The sequence below is a fragment of the Planococcus beijingensis genome, assembly GCF_016820615.1.
Taxonomy (GTDB): Bacteria; Bacillota; Bacilli; order Bacillales_A; family Planococcaceae; genus Planococcus; species Planococcus notacanthi.
Window position 1 is genome coordinate 87006 of the sequence record NZ_JADHDZ010000001.1, and the last position, 26554, is coordinate 113559.

At 45.4% G+C, this 26554-nt stretch carries 26 protein-coding genes; 23 read left to right on the top strand and 3 right to left on the bottom strand.

The genetic code is table 11. From position 1 onward, the window contains the following. Positions 1-10: 10 nt before the first annotated feature. The 21 genes from IRE19_RS00480 (at position 11) to IRE19_RS00580 (ending at position 22352) form a co-directional block, all read left to right on the top strand. Positions 11-991 carry an alpha-ketoacid dehydrogenase subunit beta gene (locus IRE19_RS00480; protein WP_203338925.1) on the top strand — a complete coding sequence of 327 codons (981 nt, stop codon included), beginning with the start codon at positions 11-13 and terminating at the stop codon, positions 989-991. A gap of 83 nt (positions 992-1074) precedes the next feature. Further along, a complete protein-coding gene (locus IRE19_RS00485; protein WP_203338926.1) occupies positions 1075-2244 on the top strand; it encodes a dihydrolipoamide acetyltransferase family protein in 1170 nt (389 codons plus the stop codon). A gap of 17 nt (positions 2245-2261) precedes the next feature. After that, complete coding sequence (locus IRE19_RS00490) at positions 2262-3029, top strand: SDR family NAD(P)-dependent oxidoreductase (RefSeq protein WP_203338927.1); 768 nt, start codon at positions 2262-2264, stop codon at positions 3027-3029. Positions 3030-3102: 73 nt separating this feature from the next. Then, entirely contained in the window at positions 3103-5091 is a 1989-nt protein-coding gene (locus IRE19_RS00495; RefSeq protein ID WP_203338928.1) for a sigma-54-dependent Fis family transcriptional regulator, read from the top strand. A gap of 259 nt (positions 5092-5350) precedes the next feature. After that, positions 5351-6532, top strand: a complete 1182-nt coding sequence (locus IRE19_RS00500; RefSeq protein WP_203338929.1) for an acetyl-CoA C-acetyltransferase — start codon at positions 5351-5353, stop codon at positions 6530-6532. After that, positions 6525-7427: an NAD(P)H-dependent flavin oxidoreductase gene (locus IRE19_RS00505; protein ID WP_203338930.1), complete on the top strand. Its 903-nt coding sequence runs from the start codon at positions 6525-6527 to the stop codon at positions 7425-7427. Before IRE19_RS00500 ends, IRE19_RS00505 begins: the two co-directional genes overlap by 8 nt. Beyond that, positions 7411-8229, top strand: a complete 819-nt coding sequence (locus tag IRE19_RS00510) for an enoyl-CoA hydratase-related protein (protein ID WP_203338931.1) — start codon at positions 7411-7413, stop codon at positions 8227-8229. The genes IRE19_RS00505 and IRE19_RS00510 overlap by 17 nt, the downstream gene beginning before the upstream one ends. A 165-nt stretch (positions 8230-8394) precedes the next feature. Then, entirely contained in the window at positions 8395-9798 is a 1404-nt protein-coding gene (locus IRE19_RS00515) for an MBL fold metallo-hydrolase (protein WP_203338932.1), read from the top strand. Between the two features lie 91 nt (positions 9799-9889). After that, on the top strand, positions 9890-10264 hold the full coding sequence (locus tag IRE19_RS00520; RefSeq protein WP_203338933.1) for a rhodanese-like domain-containing protein: 375 nt from the start codon (positions 9890-9892) through the stop codon (positions 10262-10264). A gap of 167 nt (positions 10265-10431) precedes the next feature. Beyond that, positions 10432-11676 carry a dicarboxylate/amino acid:cation symporter gene (locus IRE19_RS00525; protein ID WP_203338934.1) on the top strand — a complete coding sequence of 415 codons (1245 nt, stop codon included), beginning with the start codon at positions 10432-10434 and terminating at the stop codon, positions 11674-11676. Positions 11677-11864: 188 nt separating this feature from the next. Continuing rightward, positions 11865-12848 (top strand): LacI family DNA-binding transcriptional regulator, encoded by a 984-nt coding sequence (locus tag IRE19_RS00530; RefSeq protein ID WP_203338935.1) that lies wholly within the window; start codon positions 11865-11867, stop codon positions 12846-12848. Beyond that, positions 12845-13726: a ribokinase gene (gene rbsK, locus IRE19_RS00535; protein ID WP_203338936.1), complete on the top strand. Its 882-nt coding sequence runs from the start codon at positions 12845-12847 to the stop codon at positions 13724-13726. The genes IRE19_RS00530 and rbsK overlap by 4 nt, the downstream gene beginning before the upstream one ends. After that, the gene (gene rbsD, locus IRE19_RS00540) at positions 13723-14109 is read left to right on the top strand and encodes a D-ribose pyranase (protein WP_191715003.1); all 387 of its coding nucleotides are present in this window, start codon (positions 13723-13725) and stop codon (positions 14107-14109) included. Before rbsK ends, rbsD begins: the two co-directional genes overlap by 4 nt. 18 nt (positions 14110-14127) lie before the next feature. Continuing rightward, positions 14128-15630, top strand: a complete 1503-nt coding sequence (locus tag IRE19_RS00545; RefSeq protein ID WP_203338937.1) for a sugar ABC transporter ATP-binding protein — start codon at positions 14128-14130, stop codon at positions 15628-15630. 7 nt (positions 15631-15637) lie between these two features. Continuing rightward, positions 15638-16555 (top strand): ABC transporter permease subunit, encoded by a 918-nt coding sequence (locus IRE19_RS00550; protein ID WP_191715098.1) that lies wholly within the window; start codon positions 15638-15640, stop codon positions 16553-16555. Positions 16556-16568: 13 nt separating this feature from the next. Beyond that, positions 16569-17492: a ribose ABC transporter substrate-binding protein RbsB gene (gene rbsB, locus IRE19_RS00555; protein WP_191715005.1), complete on the top strand. Its 924-nt coding sequence runs from the start codon at positions 16569-16571 to the stop codon at positions 17490-17492. A 197-nt stretch (positions 17493-17689) separates the two neighbouring features. Continuing rightward, positions 17690-17959 carry a hypothetical protein gene (locus IRE19_RS00560; RefSeq protein ID WP_203338938.1) on the top strand — a complete coding sequence of 90 codons (270 nt, stop codon included), beginning with the start codon at positions 17690-17692 and terminating at the stop codon, positions 17957-17959. Positions 17960-18232: 273 nt separating this feature from the next. Beyond that, positions 18233-19735 (top strand): D-alanyl-D-alanine carboxypeptidase/D-alanyl-D-alanine endopeptidase, encoded by a 1503-nt coding sequence (gene dacB, locus IRE19_RS00565; protein WP_432419924.1) that lies wholly within the window; start codon positions 18233-18235, stop codon positions 19733-19735. A gap of 142 nt (positions 19736-19877) precedes the next feature. Next, positions 19878-20600 carry a gamma-glutamyl-gamma-aminobutyrate hydrolase family protein gene (locus IRE19_RS00570; RefSeq protein ID WP_191715007.1) on the top strand — a complete coding sequence of 241 codons (723 nt, stop codon included), beginning with the start codon at positions 19878-19880 and terminating at the stop codon, positions 20598-20600. Further along, the gene (locus IRE19_RS00575; protein WP_203338939.1) at positions 20601-21554 is read left to right on the top strand and encodes a dipeptidase; all 954 of its coding nucleotides are present in this window, start codon (positions 20601-20603) and stop codon (positions 21552-21554) included. 15 nt (positions 21555-21569) lie between these two features. Then, a complete protein-coding gene (locus tag IRE19_RS00580; RefSeq protein WP_203338940.1) occupies positions 21570-22352 on the top strand; it encodes a class I SAM-dependent methyltransferase in 783 nt (260 codons plus the stop codon). Positions 22353-22400: 48 nt separating this feature from the next. On the opposite strand, the gene IRE19_RS00585 is transcribed toward IRE19_RS00580, so the two are convergent. From IRE19_RS00585 to IRE19_RS00595, 3 genes are all read right to left on the bottom strand, one after another. Next, on the bottom strand, positions 22401-23306 hold the full coding sequence (locus tag IRE19_RS00585; RefSeq protein WP_203338941.1) for a YihY/virulence factor BrkB family protein: 906 nt from the start codon (positions 23304-23306) through the stop codon (positions 22401-22403). A 147-nt stretch (positions 23307-23453) separates the two neighbouring features. Beyond that, on the bottom strand, positions 23454-24761 hold the full coding sequence (locus IRE19_RS00590) for a hemolysin family protein (RefSeq protein WP_238943023.1): 1308 nt from the start codon (positions 24759-24761) through the stop codon (positions 23454-23456). A gap of 89 nt (positions 24762-24850) precedes the next feature. Beyond that, entirely contained in the window at positions 24851-25480 is a 630-nt protein-coding gene (locus IRE19_RS00595; protein ID WP_191715011.1) for a YfbR-like 5'-deoxynucleotidase, read from the bottom strand. Positions 25481-25723: 243 nt separating this feature from the next. On the opposite strand from IRE19_RS00595, the gene IRE19_RS00600 reads away from it, so the two are divergent. Together IRE19_RS00600 and IRE19_RS00605 are read left to right on the top strand one after the other, a co-directional pair. After that, positions 25724-26200, top strand: a complete 477-nt coding sequence (locus tag IRE19_RS00600) for a metal-dependent hydrolase (protein WP_203338942.1) — start codon at positions 25724-25726, stop codon at positions 26198-26200. A gap of 62 nt (positions 26201-26262) precedes the next feature. Next, positions 26263-26451, top strand: coding sequence for a hypothetical protein (locus IRE19_RS00605; protein WP_203338943.1), 189 nt, complete (start codon positions 26263-26265; stop codon positions 26449-26451). The last annotated feature ends 103 nt before the right edge of the window (positions 26452-26554 follow it).

Genomic DNA, 26554 nt, shown 5'->3' on the forward strand with positions numbered 1-26554 from the left:
GGAGAAACGGATGAGAACAATTACAATGCGTGCAGCTTTATTGGAAGCCTTGAACGAAGAAATGGAACGGGATGAAACAACGGTTTTGTTTGGGGAAGATGTCGGCCGATTTGGCGGCATCAATGCTGTGACCAAAGGTTTGTATGAAAAGTTCGGAAGCACTCGTGTGTTCGATACGCCAATCGCAGAGCCGACAATCGTCGCGGCTGCAGTGGGAATGGCGATTACTGGGAATGCCCGTCCAATTCCTGAATTGCAATTTGGCGACTTTGTGGGAATTGCTTTTGATGAAGTTTTCAATAAAATGGGCAAATGGCGTTTTATGCATGGCGGACAAATGGAAATGCCGGTTACTTTGCGTTTGCCGATTGGGATTGCAGGTGGAGCAGGGCCTGAACATTCCCAAAGTCCTCAGGCATTATTCATGCACGGTCCAGGGCTTCAAATCGTCATTCCTTCAACGCCTTACGATGCGAAAGGGCTGCTGAAAACAGCCATTCGCGACAATAACGCCGTCTTGTTCTTCGAGCATAAAGTTCTTTATGACATGAAAGGCGAAGTGCCGGAAGAAGAATATTTGATTCCGTTCGGCAAAGCGGATATTAAACGTTCAGGAACAGACGTCACCATCGTTGCTACGGCTCTGCAGGTCCACACTGCTTTGGCTGCTGCTGAAGAACTGGCTGCTCAGGGAGTGGAAGCGGAAGTCATTGATCCGCGTACGTTGGCTCCGTTGGATATGGAGACAATCCTGGAGTCGGTCAGAAAAACGGGACGTGCTTTAATCGTTCACGAAGAGCCGAAAACCGGAGGCTCAGGCGCTGAAATTGCGGCTCAAATTCAGGAAGGTGCATTATTCGACCTGAGTGCACCGATCAGAAGAATCGGCAGTCCGGATGTACCGATTGCGCAAAGCATCTATCTTGAGCAATTTTATACCCCGAACAAAGAACAAATTATAACCGTAGTCAATGAACTGATGGAATATTAAAATCCAGAGGCTGGACAAGGAAATAGGCCAAGCCAGCCTCTATTCGATTTTCTGTGAATATTTTTGGAAGGGGAGTGCATAGGATGTATGAAGTGAAAATGCCCCGTTTAGGCGTGACGATGCAAAATGGAACTGTAACCGAGTGGCTGGTTGAAGAAGGTGCTGAAATCAAAAAAGGGGAATATTTATTCGAATTGGAGACTGAGAAATCGACATTGGAAATAGAAGCACAGGAATCCGGCGTCTTGAAGAAAATCATCGTTCCGGCAGATGTTGAAGTCCCCGTCAATACGGTTATTGCCATTATTGGATCGGCAGATGAAGAAGCGGACTTGTCGGTCTATACACATGATGCCAAAGCGGCACCTGCTGAAAAAGCAGAGGACGTCATGAAAGAAGCGGCTGCTCAAAGCCAGGCGAAGCCCGATGCCAGAAAAGGCGGCGTATCGCCACGAGCACGGAAGCTGGCAAAAGAACTTGGCGTGCCTTTGGAGACAATCAACGGCACTGGAAAAAACGGAATTGTTACAGAAGAAGACATCCGAAATGCATCAGCTCCATCTTCAAGTTCTACTATTAAAGTAAAGGAAACGATTCCACTCAATGGCATCAAAAAAACGATGGCACAAAATGTCTTGAACAGTTGGCAAAGCATTCCACAATTCACTCAAATGGTGTCTGTCAATATGGCCAATGCTTTAGCGGTGAAAAAAGAGCTTGGCGATATCTCATTAAATGACATTATTGTGAAAACAGTCAGCAACGCAGTGAAGAATTATCCACTCGTCAACAGCAAGCTGGAAGATGACAATAAAATCACAGTTTATGAAGAAGTGAATATCTCGGTAGCTGTCAACAGCTCTCATGGATTGGTCGTGCCGGTAGTGAAAAATGCAGAAAGCAAATCAGTTCAGGAGATTTCTGCAGAAATCAAACAGCTGGCTGGAAAAGCGGAAAACAAAGAGCTGACGATGGCGGATTACGAAAATGGCACCATTACGATATCAAATTTGGGAAGCCTTGGGATCGAATCAGGCACGCCGATCGTCAACAGTCCGCAGTCGACCATCATCTTTGCCGGTGCCATCCGGAAAATGCCGGTGGTCGGAGAAGATGATGAAATTTCAGTCGCGCCGATCATGGTTTTATCTGTTTGCTATGATCACCGATTTATCGATGGCGTCTCAGGAGCGCATTTTACCAATGAAGTGAAAAAAGCCTTTGAAAACTTAACAGCTGAAGAATTGAGCTGAGGAATAGGGGGATGGCTATGAGATTGGAAGGGAAGACAGCAATCATTACCGGAGCAGGAAGCGGCCAAGGAAGAGCGTCCGCTTTGCTGTTCGCAGAGCAGGGCGCCAATGTCGTCATTGCCGAATGGAATGAAGAAGCGGGCAAGAAAGTGGAGAAAGAAATAACCGATGCAGGAAACAAGGCGATGTTTTTCAAAACGGATATATCAAATGAAGAAAATGTCCAACAACTGGTCAGTGCCGTACAAGATAAATACGGCAGCATCGATATTTTATTCAATAATGCAGGCATCGGTTTTTCTTCCCGTTCCAAATACACGATGTCGTCTATTTTGGAAACGCCTTTGGATGACTGGAACAGTATTCTAGGCATCAACTTGAACGGTACTTTTCTAATGTCGAAGTACGTTATTCCTGTCATGATTGAACAGGGAAAAGGCAGTGTCATCAATAATTCGTCTTTAAACGGCATCATCGGAGTCACAGGAGCTGATGCCTATACAGCTTCTAAAGGCGGCGTTGTGGCATTGACACGTGTAATGGCCGCTGATTACGGAAAGCACAATATCCGCGTCAATTGCATTTGTCCGGGCGCCATCAACACACCTATGATCAGCGAAGTGTTGGATGTCCCCGAAATTGCTAAAAACTATGAAACCGGTCCGCTTGGAAGAGTGGGAGAACCGGAAGAAATTGCTGGAGCCGCTTTGTTTTTAGCGTCGGACGATGCCAGTTATGTAACCGGAGTTATTCTGCCGGTAGACGGAGGCTGGAGTACGGTATAGAAATTTGAAGAGAGGAGTGGGGAGTAGTTGCACCCCTCTTCTTATACATATTGAAAAACGGGAGTGGATGGATTTGGCCGACATTAATTTACACCAACTTGAAGACGCAGCTGTCAGACGCCCCGAAAAATTAAAAAACTTAAAAGTGGCTTGGACAAACTACATTAAATGGAATACACACGTGGATGACGTTCGGAAAGGCATCATAGACTCCTGGAGGCGTTCCAAATCTTATGGGGTCAATCCGGACCTTTTGGCAGCTCCAGTAATTTGTGCGCCAAAAGATTTAGAAAAAAGACTCCAGAAAAATATAGAACTGTTGAATCTCGTCCATCCATTACTGGATGAACTTTTCGCAGTGGTGCGTGGTACCGACAGCATCATTGCCTTCTCGGATAAAGACGGTGTCATTTTGGAATTGGTTGGGGATAGTGAAATTGCGGTGAATGCGGCAAGTGCGAATTTCAAAGTCGGAGCCAATATGAGTGAAAAGCATTCGGGAAGCAACGCCATCGGCACAGCGATTGAAACGGGCAGACCGATCCAAATGATTGGAGCAGAACATTATTGTGTAGCATGGCATACCTCCCATTGTTCAAGCGCCCCTATCCGGGATCCGCTTTCTGCTGAAATCATCGGCGTCATCACCGTTGTCGGATATTTGAATACAGCCCATCCCCATTCACTGGCGCTTGTGAAGGCTGCAGCAGAAGCAATCGTTAAACTGATTGCGCAAAAAGGGCTGGAACACGAACGGTATATGAGTGACCATTACTTTAATGCTGCCCTGGAGTCGGTTTCGGATGGAATTTTAATTGTTAATCTGCAAGGCGAAGTGCTGCGTATGAATAAAATCGCTGCCCACCTTCTCCACCTTCCCGGAAGCGATGGCGAAAAGCTGAAAATAGACGATATTGAAAAACTAAAGTCATTTTCAGCGGCTCTTATAGAAAAGATAAATGAACATGAAGTGATTTTAAAAAATGAATCAGGTGATGGAAATAGAGACGGAGGCCAGTTCTTCCTGACTTCCCGAAAAATCAGTATCGGAAAAGAGCATATCGGAAATCTTCTTATTTTAAAGCGGAAAATTTCGAAAGAGTTGGCGAACAGCACAGCAAGCCATCAATTTTCTTCTCTTATTGGAGAAGATGAAGCTTTTCGGAAAACGGTGGATTTTGCGAAAAAAGCAGCAAAGACAGAGAAAGGTGTCTTGCTGATCGGCGAAAGCGGTACAGGGAAAGAGCTCTTTGCTCAGGCAATCCATAACGACAGTTCAAGGCAAAACGAAAACTTCGTAGCCATCAACTGCGCTGCCATTCCACGGGAGCTGATTGCAAGTGAATTATTCGGTTATGCAGAGGGTGCTTTTACGAATGCCTTGCGCGGCGGAAAAAAAGGAAAGTTTGAAGCGGCTCATGGAGGCACATTGTTTCTAGATGAAATTGGAGACATGCCTTTAGAGCTTCAGGCAACCTTATTGCGTGTTTTAGAAGAAAAAGAAATTACACCGCTTGGTTCAAATCATTCAAAAACAGTGGATGTACGAATCATCGCAGCCACTAATCAAAACTTATGGTCTTTAGTGGAGGCGAAAAAATTCAGGCTGGATCTGTTTTACCGGTTGAATGCGTTAACTTTGGAAATTCCGCCGCTCCGCAAGAGACTATGTGATATCCCGTTGCTCGCAGGCTATTTTTCAAATGCGAGAAGACTATCCCAAGAAGTCATATCCGCCTTCATGGTTTACAGCTGGCCAGGAAATCTCAGGGAGTTAAAGAATGTTATAGAGCAGATGCAAGTGTTCAGTGAAGACAAAGTTATTGGGATAAATTATTTGCCTTCTTATATTCAAAAAGAATTTCAATCAGGAAACTGTGTTAGCCATCTTTATGAAACACACGCAAATAAAACAAAAAAAAGTATGCTAATTGCAGCGTTAAATCAGGCGGAAAGTATTTCTTCTGCCGCAAATATACTCGGAGTCTCCAGTAGTACGGTTTACCGCTGGGCAGATGAAATGGATATTGCGGTAAAGGAGCAGTTAGGGAAAAAAGATTAGAGGGCCATTTCTTGGAAGTTTAAACGAAGAGTTGAAATTTAAATGAGAAGTGAAAGCTTCGTTGCATTTTTTTGGGATGAAGCTTACTATTAATTTGAGTCGTAATTTTCAGAAAATGATAACTGGAGATTATCTTTGTAACTAATAGAGGTTGTATAATGCCTGTCATTTAAAATAACGTGATAAAAAAGACTGTCTGGCTATTATGCAAATAGGGATTTTTGAAAGCACTTACAATCGAGGAAGGGGAAGTTGAAATATGAATAATGTCTACTTAATAGATGGAGCAAGAACGGCTTTTGGAGGATTTGGCGGATCATTCGCCAATACGGATGCCACGGAACTGGGAGCGGCAACGGCAGTTGAGGCTTTAAAGCGGTCGAACGTTAAAGCGGAGGACATCAACCATGTTTTTTATGGAAATGTCATCCATTCCAGTTTGAATGCCGCGTATATCGCTCGCCATATCGGATTGAAAGCGGGTGTGCCGAAAGAAGTGCCGGCGTTGACCTTGAATCGTTTATGCGGCTCAGGCGCTCAGGCGGTCGTGACGGCAGCGCAGCATATTTTGTTAGGAGAAGCTGATTTGGTATTGGCTGGAGGGGCCGAGAATATGTCGATGTCGCCATACTCCAGTTTTGACCAGCGTTTCAGCAAGTCGAAAATGGGCAATCTGCAATTCGATGACATGCTGACTGCGACATTGACGGATCAGTATACAGGAAGCGGCATGGGGATGACCGCAGAAAAACTGGCGGAGCAATACGATATCTCTCGCGAAGAGCAGGATGCATTTGCGGTGGAATCCAATCAAAAAGCTGCCCGGGCGACTGAATCCGGTGTATTTGCAGAACAGATCGTCGGCGTGGAAGTCAAGACGCGAAAAGGTGTTGTGGTGGTCGATAAAGACGAGCACATTAAACCGGATGCCAATCAGGAAGCTTTATCGAAACTTCGCCCATCGTTCAAAAAAGAGGGGACAGTCACAGCAGGCAATGCGTCTGGAATAAATGACGGAGCGGCATCGCTTGTCGTGGCGAGCGAGGAAGCGGTAAATAAGCATGGCCTGAAGCCAATGGCACGAATTGTTTCCTGGGGAGTGGTCGGAGTGGATCCGACCATTATGGGCATCGGGCCTGTACCTGCCATCAAGCAAGCCTTGGAACGGGCGGAACTGACGCTTGACGACATTGACTTGTTTGAACTCAACGAAGCATTCGCTGCGCAATATTTAGCGGTGGAGAAAGAGCTCGGTCTGGACCGTGACAAGGTCAATGTCAATGGCGGCGCGATTGCATTAGGCCATCCGGTAGGGGCGAGCGGTGCACGGGTCTTATTGTCGCTTGCCTATGAGCTGAAGCGCCGCAGTGGGAAATATGGAGTAGCCAGCCTATGCATCGGCGGCGGCCAGGGGATTGCGGTGGTGATTGAACATGCTTAAACTGCCGGTTATCGTGGCGCCGATGTTCTTGGTGTCAACACCCAAAATGGTTATTGAAGCATCGAACGCAGGAGTGATTGGTTCTTTTCCGCTGCTCAATGCACGTCCTGTGGAGACTTGTGCTGAATGGCTGAAAGAAGTGAAAGAATCACTCGGAGAAAAGCCGTGGGCAGTCAATTTCATTTGCCACCGTGGCTCCAATAAACGATATGAAGAGGATTTTGAATTGATTCGCCAATATGAACCGCCGATTGTCATCACGTCTCTCGGATCTCCTGCCGATGTTATCGAGATCGTCCATGCTTATGGAGGACTGGTTTATTCGGATGTCGCCAATATTCGGCATGCGAAAAAAGCGGCTTCCAGTGGAGTGGATGGCCTGATTCTTGTATGCGCAGGAGCGGGAGGGCATGGAGGCACAATCAACCCATTCGCTTTTATTGCGGCAGTGAAAAAATTCTATAATGGAACGATTATTTTGTCAGGCTCTTTGTCTACAGGAGCGGATGTGGCTGCAGCTAAATTAATGGGGGCGGATTATGCCTATATGGGTACGCGTTTCTTGGCAGCCGAAGAAAGCAGTGCGCCGGAAGACTACAAACAGATGGTCATCGATTCATCAGTGGAAGATGTCCTCTATACCGATTCCTTCAGTGGAGTGCCGGTCAATGTGTTGATTCCGAGTTTAATCAAACAAGGCATCGATCCGAAAACCTTGAAACCGAAAGATGAAATCGATTTGTCGCATCTGGTCAACGCCAAAGCTTGGCGGGATATCTGGTCAGCTGGCCACGGCGTAACGACCATCACCAAACGGGAGACGACCAAGGCAATTGTGGATCAATTGCTTGCTGAATATGAGGAAGGGGTGGCTGGGCTTGTACGAAACGATTAAAACAGATCTTCAGGACGGAATCCTTACTTTAACTTTGAACCGTCCGGACAAAATGAATGCCTATACCGAGCAGATGAACGAGGAGCTGCTGCAATTCTATAAGGAAGTAAACAATGATGATAACGTGCGCGTCATCGTGGTGACGGGAAGCGGCCGGGCTTTTTGCGCCGGTATGGACCTATCCGAAGGGGGATCCACTTTCTCTTCCGAACAATCTTCCGAAGACTACAGGGACCTTGGCGGCCAGGTGAGCCTGGAGGTATACAAAGTCAACAAGCCGATTATCGCTGCCATCAATGGTCCAGCTGTCGGCATCGGGATGACCATGACGTTGCCGATGGATATCCGGATCGTCAAAAAAGACACTAAGATCGGCTTTGTGTTCGGCCGCCGCGGCATCGGTCCAGAAGCAGGATCCGGTTGGTTTCTGCCGCGTGTTGTAGGAATCGGCAAAGCACTCGAATGGACCCTCACCGGACGTTACATCCCGACTGCTGAAGCGGTTGAAGCGGGATTGATGCAATACGAATCGGAAGATCCATTGGCGAAGGCTTATGAAATTGCTCGTGATATCGTTGAAAATACAGCTGCAACTTCCAATAGCTTTACCCGCCAGCTGTTGTGGAAAATGCTGGGGCAGGAGCATCCGCTTGAGTCCCATCTGATCGAATCGAAATTCCTGCACTGGGCAGGACAAAATGCGGATGCCGATGAAGGGATTCAAGCATTCGTCGATAAGCGAAAAGCGGAATTCCCAATGAAGGCCAGTGAACTGCCAAGTTTTTTCGAAGAGCAGCAATAGAGAACTGATGATGCAAAGGTTGGATTCTGATGCCACAAAAGTGGCGATTGGATCCAACCTTTTTATAGTGAACCAAATGAAATCTCTTTGATAAGCAGAATATTTTACAATATATACCCCGGGTGGTATATTGATATCAATAAATGACTGAAAGGAATTGATGATATGCTATTGAGATATTTCTATGATGAAAATTTAGCGCATGCTTCATATGTAGTCGGCTGCCAAGCAACAGGGGAAGCGGTAGTGATAGATCCAATGCGCAATATTACTGCTTATGAAGAGCTTGCTGCGAAAGAAAACTTGAATATTGTTGGTGCTTTGGAAACGCATATCCATGCTGACTTTGTTTCAGGGTCGCGTGAATTGGCGAACCGCTTTGGAGCTGTCCTCTACTTATCTGATGAAGGTGACGCAGATTGGAAATATGAGAATCTCGAATATATCAATCATCAATTATTGAAAGATGGGGACCAGTTCAAGATAGGGAATTTGGTGTTTGAAGTGATGCACACACCTGGACATACACCAGAAAGTATTTCCTTTTTATTGACGGACCGTGGCGGCTCGGCAGATAAAGCGATGGGGATTTTCACCGGTGACTTTGTATTTGTTGGTGATGTAGGAAGGCCGGACCTGTTGGAAAAAGCGGCAGGTATGCAAGGGACTTCTGAAGCAGGCGCAAAAGAGCTGTTCAAGTCACTTGAGCGCTTTAAAAAGTTGCCCGATTATCTTCAAGTATGGCCAGCTCATGGAGCGGGAAGTGCTTGCGGAAAAGCGCTTGGTGCCGTGCCTTCAACTACAGTCGGCTATGAAAAGTTGTTTAACTGGGCCTTGCAATATGATGATGCCTTGGCATTTCAAAAAGAATTATTGGATGGCCAGCCCGAACCGCCTTCCTATTTTGCTGTTATGAAAGCAGTGAATAAAACCGGCTTAGAATTGGTGAAGGAACTTTCTGAACCTGCAGAAATAGATTCGATAGAGGAACTGGAAAGTTTGATTGCAGAAGGGCATCAGGTTTTGGATTTGCGCCCGGCTTCTTCATTCAGCAAAGGTTATATTCCCGGATCCATCAATATTCCATTCAATAAATCATTCGCCAATTGGGCCGGCTGGATCGTAGACTATAAAAAGCCGCTCTATCTTTTGTTGGATCCGGAATCAATGGGTCCGGTGCTTGAAGTTCTGCATTCAATCGGTATTGACGATATAGCAGGCTATACAGATGTTTCAAAAGCGCTGAATGAGGCTGCAAAGCTGGATTCATATGAGAATGTAACACCGGAGCAGGCGAGGAAACTGATTGAAGCAAAGGAAGGCTATGTGCTTGATGTACGCAGCCAAACTGAGTATGATGAAGGACATATTAACGGGGCTGACCATATTATGGTCGGTACGTTAAAAAACCGGCTGGACGAAGTCGATCCGAATAAAACCGTTATCGTCCAATGCCAAGCAGGTGCACGTTCAGCCATTGCAGCAAGCCTTCTTAAAGCGAGTGGCTTTGAGAACCTCGTTAATCTGACTGGTGGTTACGAGAAGTGGAAAGAAGAAATATCAGTTTAAGGTTCTTGAAGATTGAAAGGAAAGTAAAGTGGATTTGATTCCAATTGCTGAATTGGAAACAAGGATTTTTTATAGAAGAAGGAGTAATGAAATGGTCACAAGTTTAATTTTGATTGGCGTCCCGGTTTTCCTGACAGCCTATGGCGTTTATAAAAGAACTGTTCCTGTTCACGGAGTAGCGCATGAGGCTCTGGGCCAAGTTGATAGTGAAGTTTATACCTTGCTCGATGTTCGTGCCTATAATGTCTCTTATAAAGAGCCGCTTCCAGAAGCCTTTAATTTGCCGATTTCGTATTTTACACGAGGATATAAGGAAATACCGAACAAACCAATCCACTTGTTTGCAGAAAATCAGTCGGAAAAAAACCTGGCAATCCGCCTGCTCCATCAAAAAGGTTTTCAAGTGGCAAGCTATAGCTTGATGGGAGAAAATAACGAAGATAAAATGCATACCGCTTGTTGTTAACCAAAAGCCTGTATAAATGGTTCGCCATTTATACAGGCTTTTTCTTATTTTAAAATAGTTAATTTATTTTGAAGATACTGTAGATTCGGCGAATTACTTAAAAGTTGTCATGAATATACACTTTCCTATAAAATGTTTTTATGTCTAGAAACGAAAGAGGGAAATGAATGAAAAAACCTGGATTAACGGCAAAAGTACTGAGCGGACTTGTCTTAGGTGCACTTGTTGGTTTACTGATCAACTTATTCGCACCTGACTCCTTTGAAGCGTTGAATACATATTTATTTGTGCCGCTTGGCCAAATATTCTTAAGTTTGATTAAAATGTTGGTCGTTCCACTTGTGTTATTTTCTATCATTCTTGGAACCGCTGGACTTGGCGATCCTGCTAAGTTAGGAAGAATTGGTATTAAGACTGTTGGTTATTTTTTAATTACTACAACAATTGCTATCGTTATTGGCTTAGCGCTTGCAGCTGTGGTCCAGCCTGGATTGGCTGGGGATTTTGATTTATCCAGTGCTTCTTTTGAAACAGAAGAAGCCCCATCTGTTGGAGAGACGTTATTGGCCATGATTCCTGATAACCCGATTGCGGCTCTGGGAGAAGGCAATATGCTGCAAATTATTGTATTTGCTGTCTTTATCGGTTTGGCGTTGACGGCTCTTGGTGAAAAAACGAAAGGTCTTGTCCATTTATTCGAACAGGGCAATGACGTCATGATGTATTTGGTAGGCATCGTTATGAAATTTGCTCCGTATGGTACATTTGGCTTGATTGCCACGGCTGTAGGGTCTCAAGGATTCTCAGCAATGAAAGCCATGGGATCTTATATGCTGGTCATTCTAGCAGCTCTCTTTGTCCATGCAATTTTCACTTACGGAGGAACCATCAAGTTTTTGGCGAAGAAAAGCCCAATTTGGTTCTTTAAGAGCTTCGCACCTGCAATGAGTGTAGGATTCAGTACGTCAAGCAGTACGGCGACTTTGCCGATTTCAATGGAAGTGGCACAGGAAAAACTAGGTGTGCCGAAATCCGTCAGTTCTTTTGTGCAGCCTCTAGGTGCCACGATCAACATGGACGGTACAGCAATTATGCAAGGTGTTGCAACAATGTTCATCGCCCAAGCATATGGCATTGATTTATCAGCGATGGATATGGTAACGGTTGTGCTGACAGCTGTGTTGGCAAGTATCGGTACAGCGGGTGTTCCAGGAGTAGGCTTGATTATGCTGGCCATGGTATTGAGCAGTGTCGGTTTGCCTCCTGAAGGCATCGGCCTGGTTATCGGAATCGATCGTCTGTTGGACATGACACGGACGGCGGTTAATATTTCAGGTGATGCTGCATGTGCGGTTTATGTCGCAGAAACTGAGAAAAACAGAGATATGCGTATGGAAAACATGAATGCTTAATAAAACGGGTTCCCTTTATCATAAGGGAACTTTTTTTTATAGAAACGAAAGAAAAAATCGCATTTACGGCTTATTTTAGGTTCAAAAGCCTACTGTTACTGGTAAATCTTCACATTGACAGATAGAGTAGTGCATTATATATTATGTGTAACCGGTTACACATTGCAAGAGAAACGGAGTCGTTTTAAATGACCACTATTAAGGATGTAGCAAAAAAAGCAGGGGTCTCTGTGGCGACGGTTTCCAGGTTCTTAAATGACAGCGGGTACGTCAGTGCAGATGCGGCAAAAGCGGTAACGGCTGCAGTAGACGAACTTAAATATGAATTAAATCCCGTTGCACGTTCTCTCAATACGAAAAAATCGAATCTGATCGGCTTGATTTTGCCGGATATCACAAATCCATTTTTTCCGGAACTTGCACGTGCAGTTGAAGATGTTGCGTTGACATACGGCTACACCGTCGTGTTATGCAACTCAGATGAAGATCCTGAAAAAGAGAAGAACTATATTGAAACATTAAAGAAAAAATATATTGCAGGATTTATCGTGACTTCCAATCAGTTGGATGCACCGCATTATGCCAATGCCAATGTGCCGATTGTGGCACTGGACCGTGCAATCAACGATAAGATACCTGTCGTTTCCTCGAATAACAAGGAAGGTGCAGTCATTGGCACCAATGCGCTTCTCGAAAGAGGATGCCGGAATGTCCTTTTCTTAAGAGGTCCTGAAGAATTGAATCCGGCCAATGACCGGTATGATGGCTTCATGGAAGCGATTCGGCAATCAGACGCGGATTATCAGGTAGTGACTTGCCCATTCCATTTTGCGGATTCCCAAAAAGTGGTGGAACAGGCATTGCAGGATAATCCATCAATCGACGGCATTTTTGCCAGCAGTGATGTGTCAGCTGCGGGGGCTTTAAAGGCCGCAGGTACGATTGGAAGGCAAGTGCCGGATGATCTGCAGATTGTCGGTTTTGACGGCGTGGCGATGGGTGAGATGCTGTCTCCGGGATTGACCACTGTCGCACAGGATGTTTATAAGATGGGCGCAGTTGCAACCCGGGTCCTGATCAAACAAATTGAGAATAAGAAAATTGAACAGAGTTTTTATGAAGTTCCCGTGAAATTAGTGATTCGTGGAACAACAAGGAGTGTAGCGGAATGATTACAGTAGTCGGAAGCATCAATATGGATTTGGTCGTCCAAACCGATCGTTTTCCAAAGCAGGGCGAAACGGCTTTGGGAAATCTATACACAACAGTCCCTGGAGGCAAAGGAGCCAATCAAGCAGTGGCAGCGGCGAGACTGGGAAGCGATGTCCATATGATCGGAGCAGTCGGACAAGATGCATTTGGAACTGAGCTGTTGAACGGGTTGGAGACTGAAGGAATTCAAGTCCAAAGCGTCAAACGGATTGATGGGGCAAGCGGAATTGCCAACATCCTGTTATCGGAAGGAGATAACCGCATTATTGTCGTGCCAGGTGCGAACTATAGTGTGACAACTGAAGAAATTGATGGGTTCACGAAGCAATTGGCAGCCAGCGATTTGGTGATGATGCAATTGGAAATGCCGATTCCAGTCATTCAACGGACCTTGGAAATCTGCCATGAGAACGGTGTTCCGACTATTTTGAACCCGGCGCCGGCAAGCGGATTTACCGCTGACTTTTTGCCCTATTGTACGTACTTAACGCCAAATGAAACCGAAGCGGAAGAGATTTTTGGCGGCAATTGGGAGCAGGCCTTGGAGGAGTATCCAAACCGTCTTGTAGTGACGCTTGGACAAAAAGGCGCCCAATTTTTCGACGGAGAAAAGCATGTTATTGTCGAAGGATTTCCTACCGAAGCGGTAGATACAACCGGAGCAGGCGATACATTCAACGGAGCATTGGCTGCTGCAATAGCGGAAGGCCAAGATTTCGAACAAGCTGTTCGCTTTGCCAATGCCGCCGCTTCCTTATCTGTAGAAAAATTCGGTGCGCAAGGCGGTATGCCTGAACGGGATGCAGTCCTTGGACGGATGGGCGGTGCCCACTCATGAAAAAACATGGCATCATCAACCGTGACATAGCGTCAGCTTTGGCTGCTTTCGGCCATACGGACCTGTTGGTCATAGGTGACTGCGGTTTACCGATTCCGAAGGGCGTTCCGTGCGTTGATTTGTCCTATAGAATAGGCGACCCTGCGTTTTTGACCATCCTGGATGCAGTCCTGGATGACTTTGAAGCAGAAGCAGCGTTTATTGCCCAGGAAATAACCAAAGGCAACCCTGAAGTGGAAAATGAAATTCTAAAGAAAATGAAGGCAGACTATATAACACATGAAGAGCTGAAAGATCTCAGCAAACAGGCGAAATTGATTATCCGCACTGGAGAAGCGACACCTTACGCTAATATCGTCCTTCGCTCCGGAGTCATCTTTTAAAAAAGGCAGGTGAACACTATGATCAAAATGACCGATATTTCAAAGTCATTCAGCGGCAATAAAGTTTTGAAAAATGTGCATTTCACGTTGGAAAAAGGTGAAATTCACGCACTTATGGGTGAAAACGGTGCCGGGAAATCGACTTTAATGAAAATCATGTCCGGCATCTATACGCGAGATACTGGGACGGTTGAAGTAAAAGGAAAACAAGTCGATTTTACTTCTCCCAAGCAAGCGGAAGAAGCAGGTATTGCAGTTATCCACCAGGAACTGAACATTCTGCCTCATCTGTCGATCGCCGATAACTTATTTCTTGGGCGCGAGGAGACGATTGGCCGCACGGGAATTTTGAAAACCAAGCAGATGGAAAAAAAGACACGCCAAATTCTTGGGGATCTTGGCTTGGATATTAACCCTTCGGATCCTGCCAGTACCTTGTCAGTGGGCAAGCAGCAAATCGTTGAAATTGCCAAAGCCCTGTCAGTGGACGCGGAAGTGATCATTATGGACGAACCGACTGCTGCATTGACGGATCGTGAAATTGACAGCTTGTTCAAGACCATTCGTGAACTACAGAAGCGCGGTGTATCTTTCATTTATATCTCTCACCGGATGGAGGAAATTTTTTCACTGTGTGACCGGATCACCATTTTGCGTGACGGGGAATTTGTAGGGGAACGGAAAATCAGTGAAACCTCTTTTGATGAAATTGTGCAAATGATGGTAGGCCGTGAATTGGGAGAGCGTTTCCCTGAACGGAATTCGGAGATTGGTGAAGTAAAACTTTCTGTCAAAGGCTTGAAGCGAAAAGATTGCTTTGAAGATATTTCGTTTGAGCTCCGGAGAGGCGAAGTGCTGTCGATTGCCGGGCTCATGGGAGCAGGGCGGACAGAAGTGGCGCAATCGCTGTTTGGCTATAAAAAGTTGGATGGCGGCACCATTGAATTTGACGGCAAGCAAGTTAAAATCGATACACCAAGAAAAGCCAAGGAAATGGGCATCGGATATGTAACGGAAGACCGGAAATCAGAAGGGCTCGTTGTGGACTTTTCAGTAGAGGAAAATGTCAGCATGACCAATTTTGCGGCTATTTCCAAAAACGGCCTGATTTCCAAAGACAAAGAGCGCAAGCTTTACGACACGATGGTTAAACGCCTCGGAATCCGGACATCAGGTCCAGATCAGGCAGCTAAGTCTTTGAGCGGCGGCAATCAGCAAAAAGTAGTCATCGCAAAATGGCTTGGTATTGAACCGAAGTTGCTGATTTTGGATGAGCCGACGCGCGGTGTTGACGTTGGAGCGAAAAAAGAAATTTATTCGATCATCAATGAACTGGCTGAACGCGGTGTTGCCATTCTGATGATTTCTTCGGAATTGCCGGAAGTGATCGGTATGGCTGATCGGGTTCTAGTGATGCACGAAGGCAAAATTACAGCAGATTTACCGAAACAGGAAATGACACAGGAACGAATTATGCATTTTGCAACAGGAGGTGGAAAACTTGCAGTTGAAGACCAATAACCAATCTATGCTTCAGAAGATAGCTCCCTTTATCGGGTTGATCCTTATTATCGTAATTATTACGGCTTTAAACCCCGGGTTTTTATCCGTCTCCAATTTAATGAACGTGCTTCGGCAGGTTTCCATTAACGCTTTGATTGCCTTTGGTATGACTTTTGTTATTCTGACAGGAGGCATCGATTTATCGGTCGGGGCGACTCTTGCCTTAACCGGAGCGGTCACAGCAGGAATGATGGCCAGTGGAATAGATCCGATTTTCGCCATGCTGCTGGGCTTATTGCTCGGTGCAGTATTAGGTGCCATTAACGGATTCATTATTGCCAAAGGGAAAGTGGCGCCATTTATCGCAACCTTGGCGACGATGACCATTTATCGTGGCTTGACGCTGGTGTATACCGACGGACGTCCGATTTCCGGATTAGGCGACAGCCTGACGTTCCAGATGCTCGGCAAAGGATATTTCCTTGGAATTCCGGTACCGGTAGTGACGATGATCATCAGTTTTGGAGTTTTGTATTTCATTTTGAAAAAGACGACATTTGGCCGTCGTGTCTATGCAGTTGGCGGCAACGAAGAGGCATCGATCCTGTCTGGGATCAATGCGGACCGCATCAAAATTTATGTTTATTCCTTGCTTGGCCTGTTGGCAGCATTGGCTTCCTTGATCTTGACATCGCGCCTGAATTCGGCTCAGCCGACCGCCGGTGAAATGTTCGAACTGGATGCTATCGCAGCAGTTGTGCTTGGCGGCACAAGTTTGACCGGTGGCCGTGGATGGATTGTCGGCACATTGATCGGTGCGCTGATCATCGGTGTATTGAACAACGGTTTGAACTTGATTGGGGTTCCGTCCTTCTTCCAGCAAGTAGTGAAGGGTGCAGTCATATTATTAGCGGTTCTTCTGGACCGTAAAAAAACAGCATAAGGGGTGCAGGAAAATGAAAAAAATGCAATTAGGGTTCATCTTGTTGGCAATGATGATTTTGGCGGCTTGTTCGATGGAAGCTCCAGGATCAAGTTCTGAAGAGGAAAGCGGCGATGGCGGCGAAGCAAGCGGCGATTACACAATCGGTTTTTCTGTTTCGACATTGAACAATCCGTTCTTTGTTACGTTGAATGAAGGCGCTGAAGAAAAAGCTGCAGAGCTTGGCGCAACTTTGACAGTAGTGGATGCACAGGACAATGCTTCAAAGCAAGCAAGTGATATTGAAGATTTGATTCAACAGGAAGTGGATCTGATTATGATCAACCCAGTCGATTCTGAAGCGGTTGCAGCGGCAGTCGAATCAGCGAACTCGGCAAACATTCCGGTCATCACAGTTGACCGCAGTGCTGCAGGCGGAGAAGTGGTTTCCCATATCGCATCTGACAATACAGCAGGCGGCGAAATGGCAGCAGAACATCTAACTTCAATCGTAGGTGAAGGCGCTGCAGTTGCAGAGCTTGAAGGCGTACCAGGATCTTCAGCTGCACGTGAACGTGGAGAAGGATTTAACAAGATTGCTGCTGAAAGCTTGGATGTTGTGGCTAAACAAACAGCAAACTTCAACCGTTCTGAAGGCTTGTCCGTTATGGAAAATATCCTTCAGGCAAACCCAGACATTAAGGGAGTCTTTGCTCACAATGACGAAATGGCATTAGGTGCTCTTGAAGCGATTGAAGCTTCTGGAAAAGACATTGCTGTTGTCGGATTTGACGCTACAGATGATGCAGTAAAAGCGGTGGAAGATGGCCGTTTGGATGGAACAATTGCTCAGAAACCTGAAATGATTGGTGAAATGGCTGTTGAGGCAGCTGTTCAGTCACTCGAAGGCGAAGAAGTGGAAGCATCAATTCCAGTAGAATTGGAATTGATCAAGTAAAAAAGCAACAGAATAGATTGATATAGCGCAGGCTATAGATGTACTCGAATCATTCGAGTCGTCTATGGCTTTTTTCATTTGAAGAATACCTTCGCTCCAACCTGTGGCTTTTCCCAATAGCAGAGGTTGGCTCAGGTGCATAGTGGTTTTCTATTTCTGGTATACTGGTGTCAAAAGCAGGGACAGGGGGCCAGGTCATGAAGGATATTTGGGTAGTCAAGTACGGTGACCATACCATTCGAGTCGTCAATACATGGACCAACGAAAAATTATTTGTGGATGGGGTTTTACAGGATGAACAGGTGGGTCTGCATCTTACTTCCCGCTTGTTCGGGAAAGTGAAAAACGAACAAGGGGAATTTGAAGAAATCAAAGTATCGATCGGGACTTGTTTCTGTAGAATGGAATGCCGGATTTTTGTTGGGGACCAATTGGTTTATACAACGGAAACGCAATGGGGAGAATAGAGAGGGAACAAAAATGTTCGTTTTGAGCCAGTTATATAACTAACATGATTCAGCGGAAGCTTTTACATTTCTGCTGAATTTTTTTATGGAACCTTATGGGTGCATGGAGCTAGTAAAGGATGCAAATAAAGTAATGCTTGAGTTCAAGATGGATAATATCCCTATATTGACAAAAAAGCCCTATGCTAAACGATCTGTTTATTAAATTGTCTGATAACTTAAACGATTGTTATGGTACATTCTTTAACAGATTAATGGATAGGGGATGGAATCATGGGAGGCAAGAAATTTGTGGCAGGGGCAATATTTTTAATGGTGACAGGGGCACTGGCGATTTCACCCCTACAGTTTGCGGAGCAAGAAATAACAGCAGGCGCAGATGATGAGTATGCATCTTTGGCCAATGAAATCAATCAGATCCTGCAGGATGAACGGTTGGATGGCGCTTTAGCGGGAGTCAGCATCAGAGACGCGGAGACAGGTGAAAAAATCTATGATCACTTTGGAGACACGCGTTTGGTTCCAGCTTCGAATATCAAGCTCTTCACTGCCGCAGCAGCTTTTGAAACCTTAGGAGAAGACTATCGCTTTACTACGGAAATACATACAGATGGAGCAGTGAAAGGAAAAATGCTTAAAGGCAACCTCTACTTAAAAGGGAAAGGGGATCCTACACTTCTACAGGAAGACTTTGAGGAATTTGCACAGGAATTGAAAAACCAGGGGATTCAAAAAATCAAAGGCGATTTGATCGGCGATGATACGTGGTATGACGATGTCCGGTTGTCAGAAGACATCACCTGGCAGGACGAAATTTATTATTACGGTGCACAGGTTTCTGCATTGACTGCCTCGCCCAATGAAGATTATGATGCGGGCTCTCTTATTGTTGAAGTGAATCCGGGTGATTCAGCCGGTATAGAGCCAAAAGTATCGCTGGCACCGCAAACTGATTATGTAACAATCGTCAATCGGGCGAAGACAGTAGCGGCAGACCAACCTAAAACTGTCTCCATCAGCCGCAAGCATGGAACCAACCAAATTGTAGTGGAAGGGAATATCCCGGTGGAGGGATCACGGATGCGGGAATGGATTGCTGTTGATGAACCTTCAGGTTATGCCCTCGATTTGTTTGAAAATGCGTTGCTGGCTGAAGGCATCGAGTGGGCTGGAAAACATACACTGGAAATGGGGGAAACGCCGGACGACAGCACCCTATTGGTGGAGCACGAGTCGATGTCGCTGGCTGAGCTTTCGATTCCTTTCATGAAGCTCAGCAACAATGGCCACGGTGAAGTGTTGGCCAAGGAAATGGGCCGCGCGGTAAAAGGAGAAGGCAGCTGGGAAGCCGGACTGGAAGTAATGGAAGATGTAGCAGGAACACTGGGCGTCAATACCGACACTATCCTGCTTCGTGATGGTTCGGGCATGTCCCATGTGAATTTGATGCCAGTAAATGAAATATCTCAATTGCTGTTTGGAGTCCAGAGCAGACCATGGTATGGCAGTTACCTGAATTCGCTTCCGGTTGCGGCGGATGCAGAGCGGTTCGTTGGCGGCACATTGCGGAATCGGATGAAAGAAACAGCCGCTCAACAAAATGTCAAAGCAAAAACGGGAACGTTGACAGCCGTCTCCGCTTTGTCTGGATACGCCACCACCAAAGACGGCAAGCCGTTGATTTTCTCGATCATCATCAACAACGATTTAGCTTCGGTTACCCCGATTGAAGACGCTATTGCGACAGCAATCGCTGAATCAGGAAAAGAACAGTAAGAACAAAACGGAAAGCTTTCGGGCTTTCCGTTTTTCTGATGAACTCTTCCAATTAATAAAGTTGGGAGATGAACTAGTATTCCACCAGTAAATTCTGTATGTTTATTATATTCAGTTTTTAAAAATGGGAGGGTATACATAGATGAAACCGATTATTGGCCTTACGGCATCTCTGGAATTGGGACGCGATGCATACGATATTGAACTGGCGGACTCAGAAGCGATTTTAGCCGCAGGCGGCTTGCCGATCATGCTCCCACACTTGATGGAAGAGGCGGATATCGATGAAATTGCTGAACATATCGACGGGCTTTTCCTGGCGGGAGGTTATGACATTGATCCGACTTTATTCGGCGAGGAGCCGCATCCGAACCTTGGCGTAATTATTCCTTCACGCGATGTATTTGAGCTGGCTCTAACGAAAAAAGTTCTGGAATTGAAAAAGCCGATTCTTGGTGTGTGCCGGGGAGCACAAATTTTGAATATTGCGGTCGGAGGCGATATGTATCAGGACATCACCACACAAGCAAAAGCAGATTTGCTGCAGCATCAGCAAAAAGCACCGCGGTTCCACGGTTCTCATTTTGTTGAGGTAACAGAAGGATCGTTGCTGCACCGCTTAACTGGACTCAAGCGCCTGAAAGTTAATAGCCGCCATCATCAAGCTAACCGCCAGGTGCCTCAGCCGATGATCGTCAGCGGTGTATCAAGTGACGGCATTGTGGAAGCGATTGAAAGTACAAAACATCATTTTGCGTTGGGTGTGCAATGGCATCCGGAAAACATGGCAAGAGCTGCCGATTCGGCGTCGCTGGGTATCTTCCAAGGCTTTATCGAAGCCTGCCGAGAAGAAGGAGATGAGTAGATGAAGATTTTCGATACACATTGCGATGCGCTGCTGAAACTGCAGATTGCAAAACGGAATACGTTATTCGACGGGGAAATGTTGGACTACCGGAAGTCGAATGACCTCGAGACTAATTTTGAACGGCTGCAGGCAGGCGGTGTAAAAGTACAGTTTTTCGCCATCTTCATCCATCCGGAATTTCCTTCTGATGAAAAATGGCAGCACGCTCTCGAGCAAGTGGATTTATTCTACAGCGAAATCCTCGGGAAAAATCCATTGATGAAGCATATCAAAGAATGGAAGGACATTGACCAATTAAAGCCAGATGAAATTGGCGCTGTTTTGACCTTGGAGGGAGCCGATGCGTTCGGCAATGATTTAATAAAGCTGCGCCACCTCTATCGTCTGGGTGTACTGTCGATCGGACTAACTTGGAATAATGCCAATCTTTGTGCGGATGGTGTCGGAGATCCGAGAGGTGCGGGATTGACGGTCTTGGGAAAAGAAGTGGTCTGCCTCAATAACGAACATCATGTGTTTACGGATGTGTCCCATTTATCCATCAAGGGATTTTGGGATGTCATGGACCTTGCAAAATACCCGATTGCCAGCCATTCCAATGCCCGGTCTCTTTGTGATCATCCACGGAATCTGAATGATGAACAAATTCGGGCGATATTCACCAACAATGGCATGATCGATGTCGTATTTGCTCCGCAGTTTATCAATAAAGACAGTGAACAGGCAACGATATCGGATTTGGTCCGCCACATCGATTATCTCTGTTCGCTTGGAGGAATTCAGCAAGTCGGCATCGGATCGGATTTTGATGGAATTTCTTCACACATTACAGGGCTTGGAAATGCATCGGAATTCCCTAATTTGATCAACGAATTGCAAAAGCAGTATACGGAAACAGAAGTGGAAGGGTTTGCGTACCGCAACTTTCTAAACCACCGCCCAGGAATGTGAATAAGGAGGACCGGCATGAAAAAGACACCGAAACAAAAAGTAGAAGAAGTGTTCGGGAAGAACGCTGATAAATACGTCACCAGCAACAGCCACGCAAAAGGGGATGATTTGCCGTTGCTTGTTGACTGGCTGAAACCTGAAAAAACGTGGAAAGTGCTGGATATTGCAACAGGCGGGGGACATGTGACAAAAACATTGGCGCCACATGTGGCCACAGTATTTTCTACGGATCTGACGAGAGCGATGTTGGAGAATACAGCAAAACATCTGCGGCACAACTTCGACAACATCGAGTACGTGGTGGCGGATGCCGAAGCCTTGCCATTTCTCACAGAAACCTTTGATGCAGCAGTATGCCGGATTGCACCGCATCATTTTCCGCAACCAGACCGCTTTATCTCCGAAGTAGCGAAGGTTTTGAAGACAGGCGGCAAGTTTATTCTGATCGACAATGTCGCACCAGCCGATCCCGAATTGGCGGAGTTTATGAATACGACGGAACGATTAAGAGACCACAGCCATTTTCGGTGCTTATCAAAAGCGGAATGGGCAACGCTGCTGAAGGAAAATGGAATGAAAGAACTGAAGTCGGCCGATCGGCGGAAGACGTTTGACTATCCTTCATGGGTAGCACGTACTGCTGAAAGCGAGGGGCAGATGGAAGAGGTTTCCCGGCACCTGACCGGGGCAACTCAGAAAGCCATCGACTATTTTGCGATCAATGGCCAAGATGGCAAGATCCAGGACTTCACAATCGACGAATGGATGGCTCTTTTCGAAAAAGTGGATCAAAAATGAACTGATAAAAAAGCCCCTTCACCTTTTTCGGTGAAGGGGCTTTGTGGTTTAGTATTTGTTCATGGAAGACTCTGTGTCTTTCGCTTCTTTTTGATTTGCTTCGCTTTGCGCAACAGGGTCAGAAGAATCTGCTCCTTTCGCATTTTTGCGTCTGTGCAGAATAGCATTGATTTCAGCACCGATAACAAGAATCAATCCTGTCAGGAAGAACCAAAGCATCAGGACAATTAGTCCTCCAAGACTTCCGTAGGTCGCTGAATAGCTGCCGAAGTTAGCAACATAGATGGAGAATCCGAATGACACAACTTGCCACAGGACTGTTGCGATGACAGCGCCGATAATAACTTCCTTGAATGGGAAATGTTTGTCAGGAGCGAACTTGTACATAAGAGCCAATACAATACTCATGACTGCGATGGAGACAACCCAACGCAATACTTGGAAAATAATTTCGGTTTGCTCTGGCAAGCTCAAAAATGATTTGATCATATCGATAATCGTACCACCGAAAATCGGCAAAATAAGGGCAACAATGACCGCAACCAGCATGCCAAGCGTCAAGACGATAGCTGTTGCTTTCAGTTTAATGAATGAACGGCTTTCTTCGACTCCATAGGCTTGGTTGGTGGCATCGATAAAAGCAGTCAATGCGTTTGATGCGGACCAAAGCGTACCCAAAATACCGAATGTCAACAAACCGCCTGAAGGGGTGGTGACAACACTGACGATGGTATCCTGGAATGTTGTAGCCACTTCTCCTGGAAGAATGGTACCGATGAAATCCACGGCTTTCTGTGGATCAATCTGAAGATAAGGCAAAATAGCCAGCAGCAAAATCAATAAAGGAACAATAGCGAGTAGATAGTAATAAGCCTGTGCTGCAGCCAGGGTCGTTGCTTTATCTTTTTTGAATTCACTGCCAAGTTCTTTGACGAACCCCATAGCTTTACTCATAGAACAACCTCCATTTTAGAATTAGTTATTCTTTATATGCCCTATTGCATAGCTGGTTAACCCTAAAAAATGAAAACAGACGCATTTATAAAATGAAGCTAGACTGTTTGGAACACAAAAAAGGATGTTCGCATGCGGACATCCTTTTTAAGGTGATTTTTGCAACAGGTCACAGGCAACTTTCAGAATGTGGTGATTTTCCATTTCCACAATCGACCACTGGCAACCTTCTTTTATGAACTGGTCACCGGTTTCGGCTTCAATCAATTGATGCTGAATCCAACCGGCGATTGTGTCAATGTCTTCACTGTCTTCGAATGTAAAGCCGAAACGTTCTTCGAGATCTTTTAAAAGGACACGTCCATTCAGAAGATAGCGGGTTTCGCTTTCCTTAATAATTTCCTCATCTTCCTCTTCATCAAATTCATCACGGATTTCTCCGACGATTTCCTCTAATATGTCTTCCATTGTAATCAGACCTGAAGTTCCGCCATACTCATCAATGACCAAAGCGATATGCGTACGGTCTTTTTGCATTTTCACTAAGGCATTTTGAAGTGGTGTGGTTTCATGAAAATAAGGAAGGTCATGTATCAGTTCTGACATTTCAAATTGGCCGTTGACGGCATAATGCGTCAATACTTCTTTGGCGTTGATAAAACCGATAAGATCGTCTTTGTCCCCGTCTCTGGCGATAGGATAACGTGTAAAACGATGCTCACGGATTTCCACCAGAAGCTCCTCGTTCGTCAAATCATCAGAAAAAGCGATCATTTGAGTACGGGGAATCATTACGTCTTTTGCACTGCGCTCATCAAAAGCAAAGATGTTCTGCATGTAGGAAAGTTCAGTTTGATTAATTTCCCCACTTTGGAAACTTTGCGCCATGATGATTTTCAGTTCTTCTTCTGAATGGGCTTGTTCTTCTTTGGCAGGTTCTACACCGAAAACCCGTAAAAGAATACGAGCCGAACCATTCAGGATGAAAATGAACGGGTACATGATTTTGCCGAACCAATAAAGGAATGGCGACAGCGTCAAGGTCATCCGTTCAGCAAATTGAAGTGCCAATGATTTGGGGGCCATTTCTCCGATGACCACATGAAGAAATGTCACCAGTGAAAAAGCCAGCACAAAGGAAATGATGGTAGAAGCAGATGCAGGAACACCGAGCGTTTCGAATAAAGGATGCAAAAGCCGTTCAATAGTCGGTTCACCTAACCATCCAAGTCCGAGGGCGGTAACGGTAATGCCAAGCTGACATGCGGACAGGTAGTAATCAAGGTTACTGGTGATTTTCTTGACCAATACAGCTTTTTTGTTTCCTTCATCAATCAATTGGTCGATGCGCGACATCCGGACTTTAACGACGGCAAACTCCGAGCCGACGAAAACAGCCGTTAACGCGATTAATAAGACGAGCAAAACTAAATTCAATAAAAGTATGGGGTCCAATAAATTCCCTTAAATAAGGGATTCACCTCCGAAAGTATTTGTTGAAGTTAAATTTACCATATTTTGAGCTTGAAATATATACTGAAGCTTTAATGTTCAGCAATGATCTGGCGCGTAATCTCTTTTACATCGATAGCTGTGTCTTCGTTGATCACATCGCCAAGCATGACATCTCTGAAATAAGCAATGCTTGCCGGCAAAGGCAGATCCAGTATTTTAGTCAAAGCAATCCGGTACATCACCACAAATTCTTTGTCGGTATTGCCGCGTTTCAACTCCGCGAATGCTTCATAAAATTGGTCCAGTTTATCCGCCAGTTCCAGCAGCCGCCCTTCTACAGTCGCGTCTTTCCCTTCTTTCATGCGTTCGAAAAAGACATCTTGAAATTCTTCCGGAATCTCACGCAGGATGAACTTTTCCATCATGCCTTCCTCCACTTTTGCAATCATTTCTTTCAGCTCAGGTGAAGCATATTTGACCGGTGTTTTAATGTCGCCGATAAACACTTCAGCAAAATCATGGTTGATGGTTTTTTCATATAATGCCTTCCAATCAACTTCACGTCCGGCGCGTTCTTCAATCGTGGCAAAAAACATGGCGTATTGGCTTACTTTCCACGAATGGGCTGCAACATTATGTTCTTCAAATTTAAATCTGCCAGGTGCACGGATAATCCGCTCTAAATCATTCAATGATGTAAAAAAACGATGAATTCCCATAATGACGCCTCCTTTTAATTAGGTTGAAATTAAGAATGAATGCTCAAACCTGTACACGGAAAAAGATTCTTAAGCAATCGCTCCACGAGTATTTGGTTTTCAGGAGCTGATTTGCGGAATAACTACAGCAGAATAATACCCATTTAAGTGAGTAGCTTAACTTAAATAATTAATTCCCTTGTCTTCAGCATACACAACTTTTTAGTATAATAAAAATAGCACTATTAAAGGAGAGAAGAAAGCATGACAGGCAAGACACACATCCTAGGCGGCATAACAGCAAGCCTTGCCTTTGCACAAATTACGAATTACGAACCGGTGCTATTGCTCGGGGCAGGCGTCATCGGGTCGGTGATTCCGGACATCTGCCATGGCAGCAGCAAAATTGGCCGCGCGTTGCCTGTTCTTTCCAAGTTGATCAATGGTCTATTCGGACATCGGACATTCACCCACAGCCTGCTGTTTTTGGGATTATTCGCGGTTCTGCTGAATAACTTCATGCCAGTGGAAGCCATTTCAGCAGGCCTGCTTGTCGGTATGGCCAGCCATATTGTCTTGGATATGGCGACAAAAAGAGGAGTAAAACTGTTCTTTCCCTTCAAGTGGAATATCCGTTTTCCTGTGACTGCCACGACCGGCGGCACTTCCGAATACCTGGTTTTCGCTCTTTTATCACTTTTGTCTGTCTACTTTGGCTATGGAGTTTTTATCCCTCTATAAAACGTTTTACTTTATGTTAGAAGGGAAGTAGAGGGGTAACTACTTATGGGAGGAATGATGGTATGGCTAAAAATGATTTCTCAAGAGACGCGAATCCGCAAACGAACCAAAACAGGAGGCAACGTGAAGAGTTTGAAAGCATTGATCAAGAATCACGGGAAGATGGAAAAAGTATGGAGAAAAGTGGGGCTCACAGCAATACTGGAGTTGGAGATGAACAAAATCCAATCGGCGAGACAGAAGATCAATAATACACCGCTAAAAAACGATTGAGAAATTCGAAAGATAAAGGGCAGGGATGCACAATTCCCAGCCCTTTTTTGTGTTCATTTTTCAAAATGGTTCGGTTTTATC

Excerpts from the sequence above, each read along its gene's own strand:
- IRE19_RS00515 (WP_203338932.1), top strand. The coding sequence starts at position 8,395 with ATGCTATTGAGATATTTCTATGATGAAAATTTAGCGCATGCTTCATAT.
- IRE19_RS00490 (WP_203338927.1), top strand. The coding sequence starts at position 2,262 with ATGAGATTGGAAGGGAAGACAGCAATCATTACCGGAGCAGGAAGCGGC.
- IRE19_RS00600 (WP_203338942.1), top strand. The coding sequence starts at position 25,724 with ATGACAGGCAAGACACACATCCTAGGCGGCATAACAGCAAGCCTTGCC.
- IRE19_RS00520 (WP_203338933.1), top strand. The coding sequence starts at position 9,890 with ATGGTCACAAGTTTAATTTTGATTGGCGTCCCGGTTTTCCTGACAGCC.
- IRE19_RS00480 (WP_203338925.1), top strand. The coding sequence starts at position 11 with ATGAGAACAATTACAATGCGTGCAGCTTTATTGGAAGCCTTGAACGAA.
- IRE19_RS00505 (WP_203338930.1), top strand. The coding sequence starts at position 6,525 with ATGCTTAAACTGCCGGTTATCGTGGCGCCGATGTTCTTGGTGTCAACA.
- IRE19_RS00575 (WP_203338939.1), top strand. The coding sequence starts at position 20,601 with ATGAAGATTTTCGATACACATTGCGATGCGCTGCTGAAACTGCAGATT.
- IRE19_RS00580 (WP_203338940.1), top strand. The coding sequence starts at position 21,570 with ATGAAAAAGACACCGAAACAAAAAGTAGAAGAAGTGTTCGGGAAGAAC.
- IRE19_RS00500 (WP_203338929.1), top strand. The coding sequence starts at position 5,351 with ATGAATAATGTCTACTTAATAGATGGAGCAAGAACGGCTTTTGGAGGA.
- rbsB (WP_191715005.1), top strand. The coding sequence starts at position 16,569 with ATGAAAAAAATGCAATTAGGGTTCATCTTGTTGGCAATGATGATTTTG.
- IRE19_RS00550 (WP_191715098.1), top strand. The coding sequence starts at position 15,638 with ATGCTTCAGAAGATAGCTCCCTTTATCGGGTTGATCCTTATTATCGTA.
- IRE19_RS00485 (WP_203338926.1), top strand. The coding sequence starts at position 1,075 with ATGTATGAAGTGAAAATGCCCCGTTTAGGCGTGACGATGCAAAATGGA.
- IRE19_RS00545 (WP_203338937.1), top strand. The coding sequence starts at position 14,128 with ATGATCAAAATGACCGATATTTCAAAGTCATTCAGCGGCAATAAAGTT.
- rbsD (WP_191715003.1), top strand. The coding sequence starts at position 13,723 with ATGAAAAAACATGGCATCATCAACCGTGACATAGCGTCAGCTTTGGCT.
- IRE19_RS00530 (WP_203338935.1), top strand. The coding sequence starts at position 11,865 with ATGACCACTATTAAGGATGTAGCAAAAAAAGCAGGGGTCTCTGTGGCG.
- IRE19_RS00595 (WP_191715011.1), bottom strand. The coding sequence starts at position 25,480 with ATGGGAATTCATCGTTTTTTTACATCATTGAATGATTTAGAGCGGATT.
- IRE19_RS00585 (WP_203338941.1), bottom strand. The coding sequence starts at position 23,306 with ATGAGTAAAGCTATGGGGTTCGTCAAAGAACTTGGCAGTGAATTCAAA.
- IRE19_RS00560 (WP_203338938.1), top strand. The coding sequence starts at position 17,690 with ATGAAGGATATTTGGGTAGTCAAGTACGGTGACCATACCATTCGAGTC.
- dacB (WP_432419924.1), top strand. The coding sequence starts at position 18,233 with ATGGGAGGCAAGAAATTTGTGGCAGGGGCAATATTTTTAATGGTGACA.
- rbsK (WP_203338936.1), top strand. The coding sequence starts at position 12,845 with ATGATTACAGTAGTCGGAAGCATCAATATGGATTTGGTCGTCCAAACC.
- IRE19_RS00605 (WP_203338943.1), top strand. The coding sequence starts at position 26,263 with ATGGCTAAAAATGATTTCTCAAGAGACGCGAATCCGCAAACGAACCAA.
- IRE19_RS00525 (WP_203338934.1), top strand. The coding sequence starts at position 10,432 with ATGAAAAAACCTGGATTAACGGCAAAAGTACTGAGCGGACTTGTCTTA.
- IRE19_RS00570 (WP_191715007.1), top strand. The coding sequence starts at position 19,878 with ATGAAACCGATTATTGGCCTTACGGCATCTCTGGAATTGGGACGCGAT.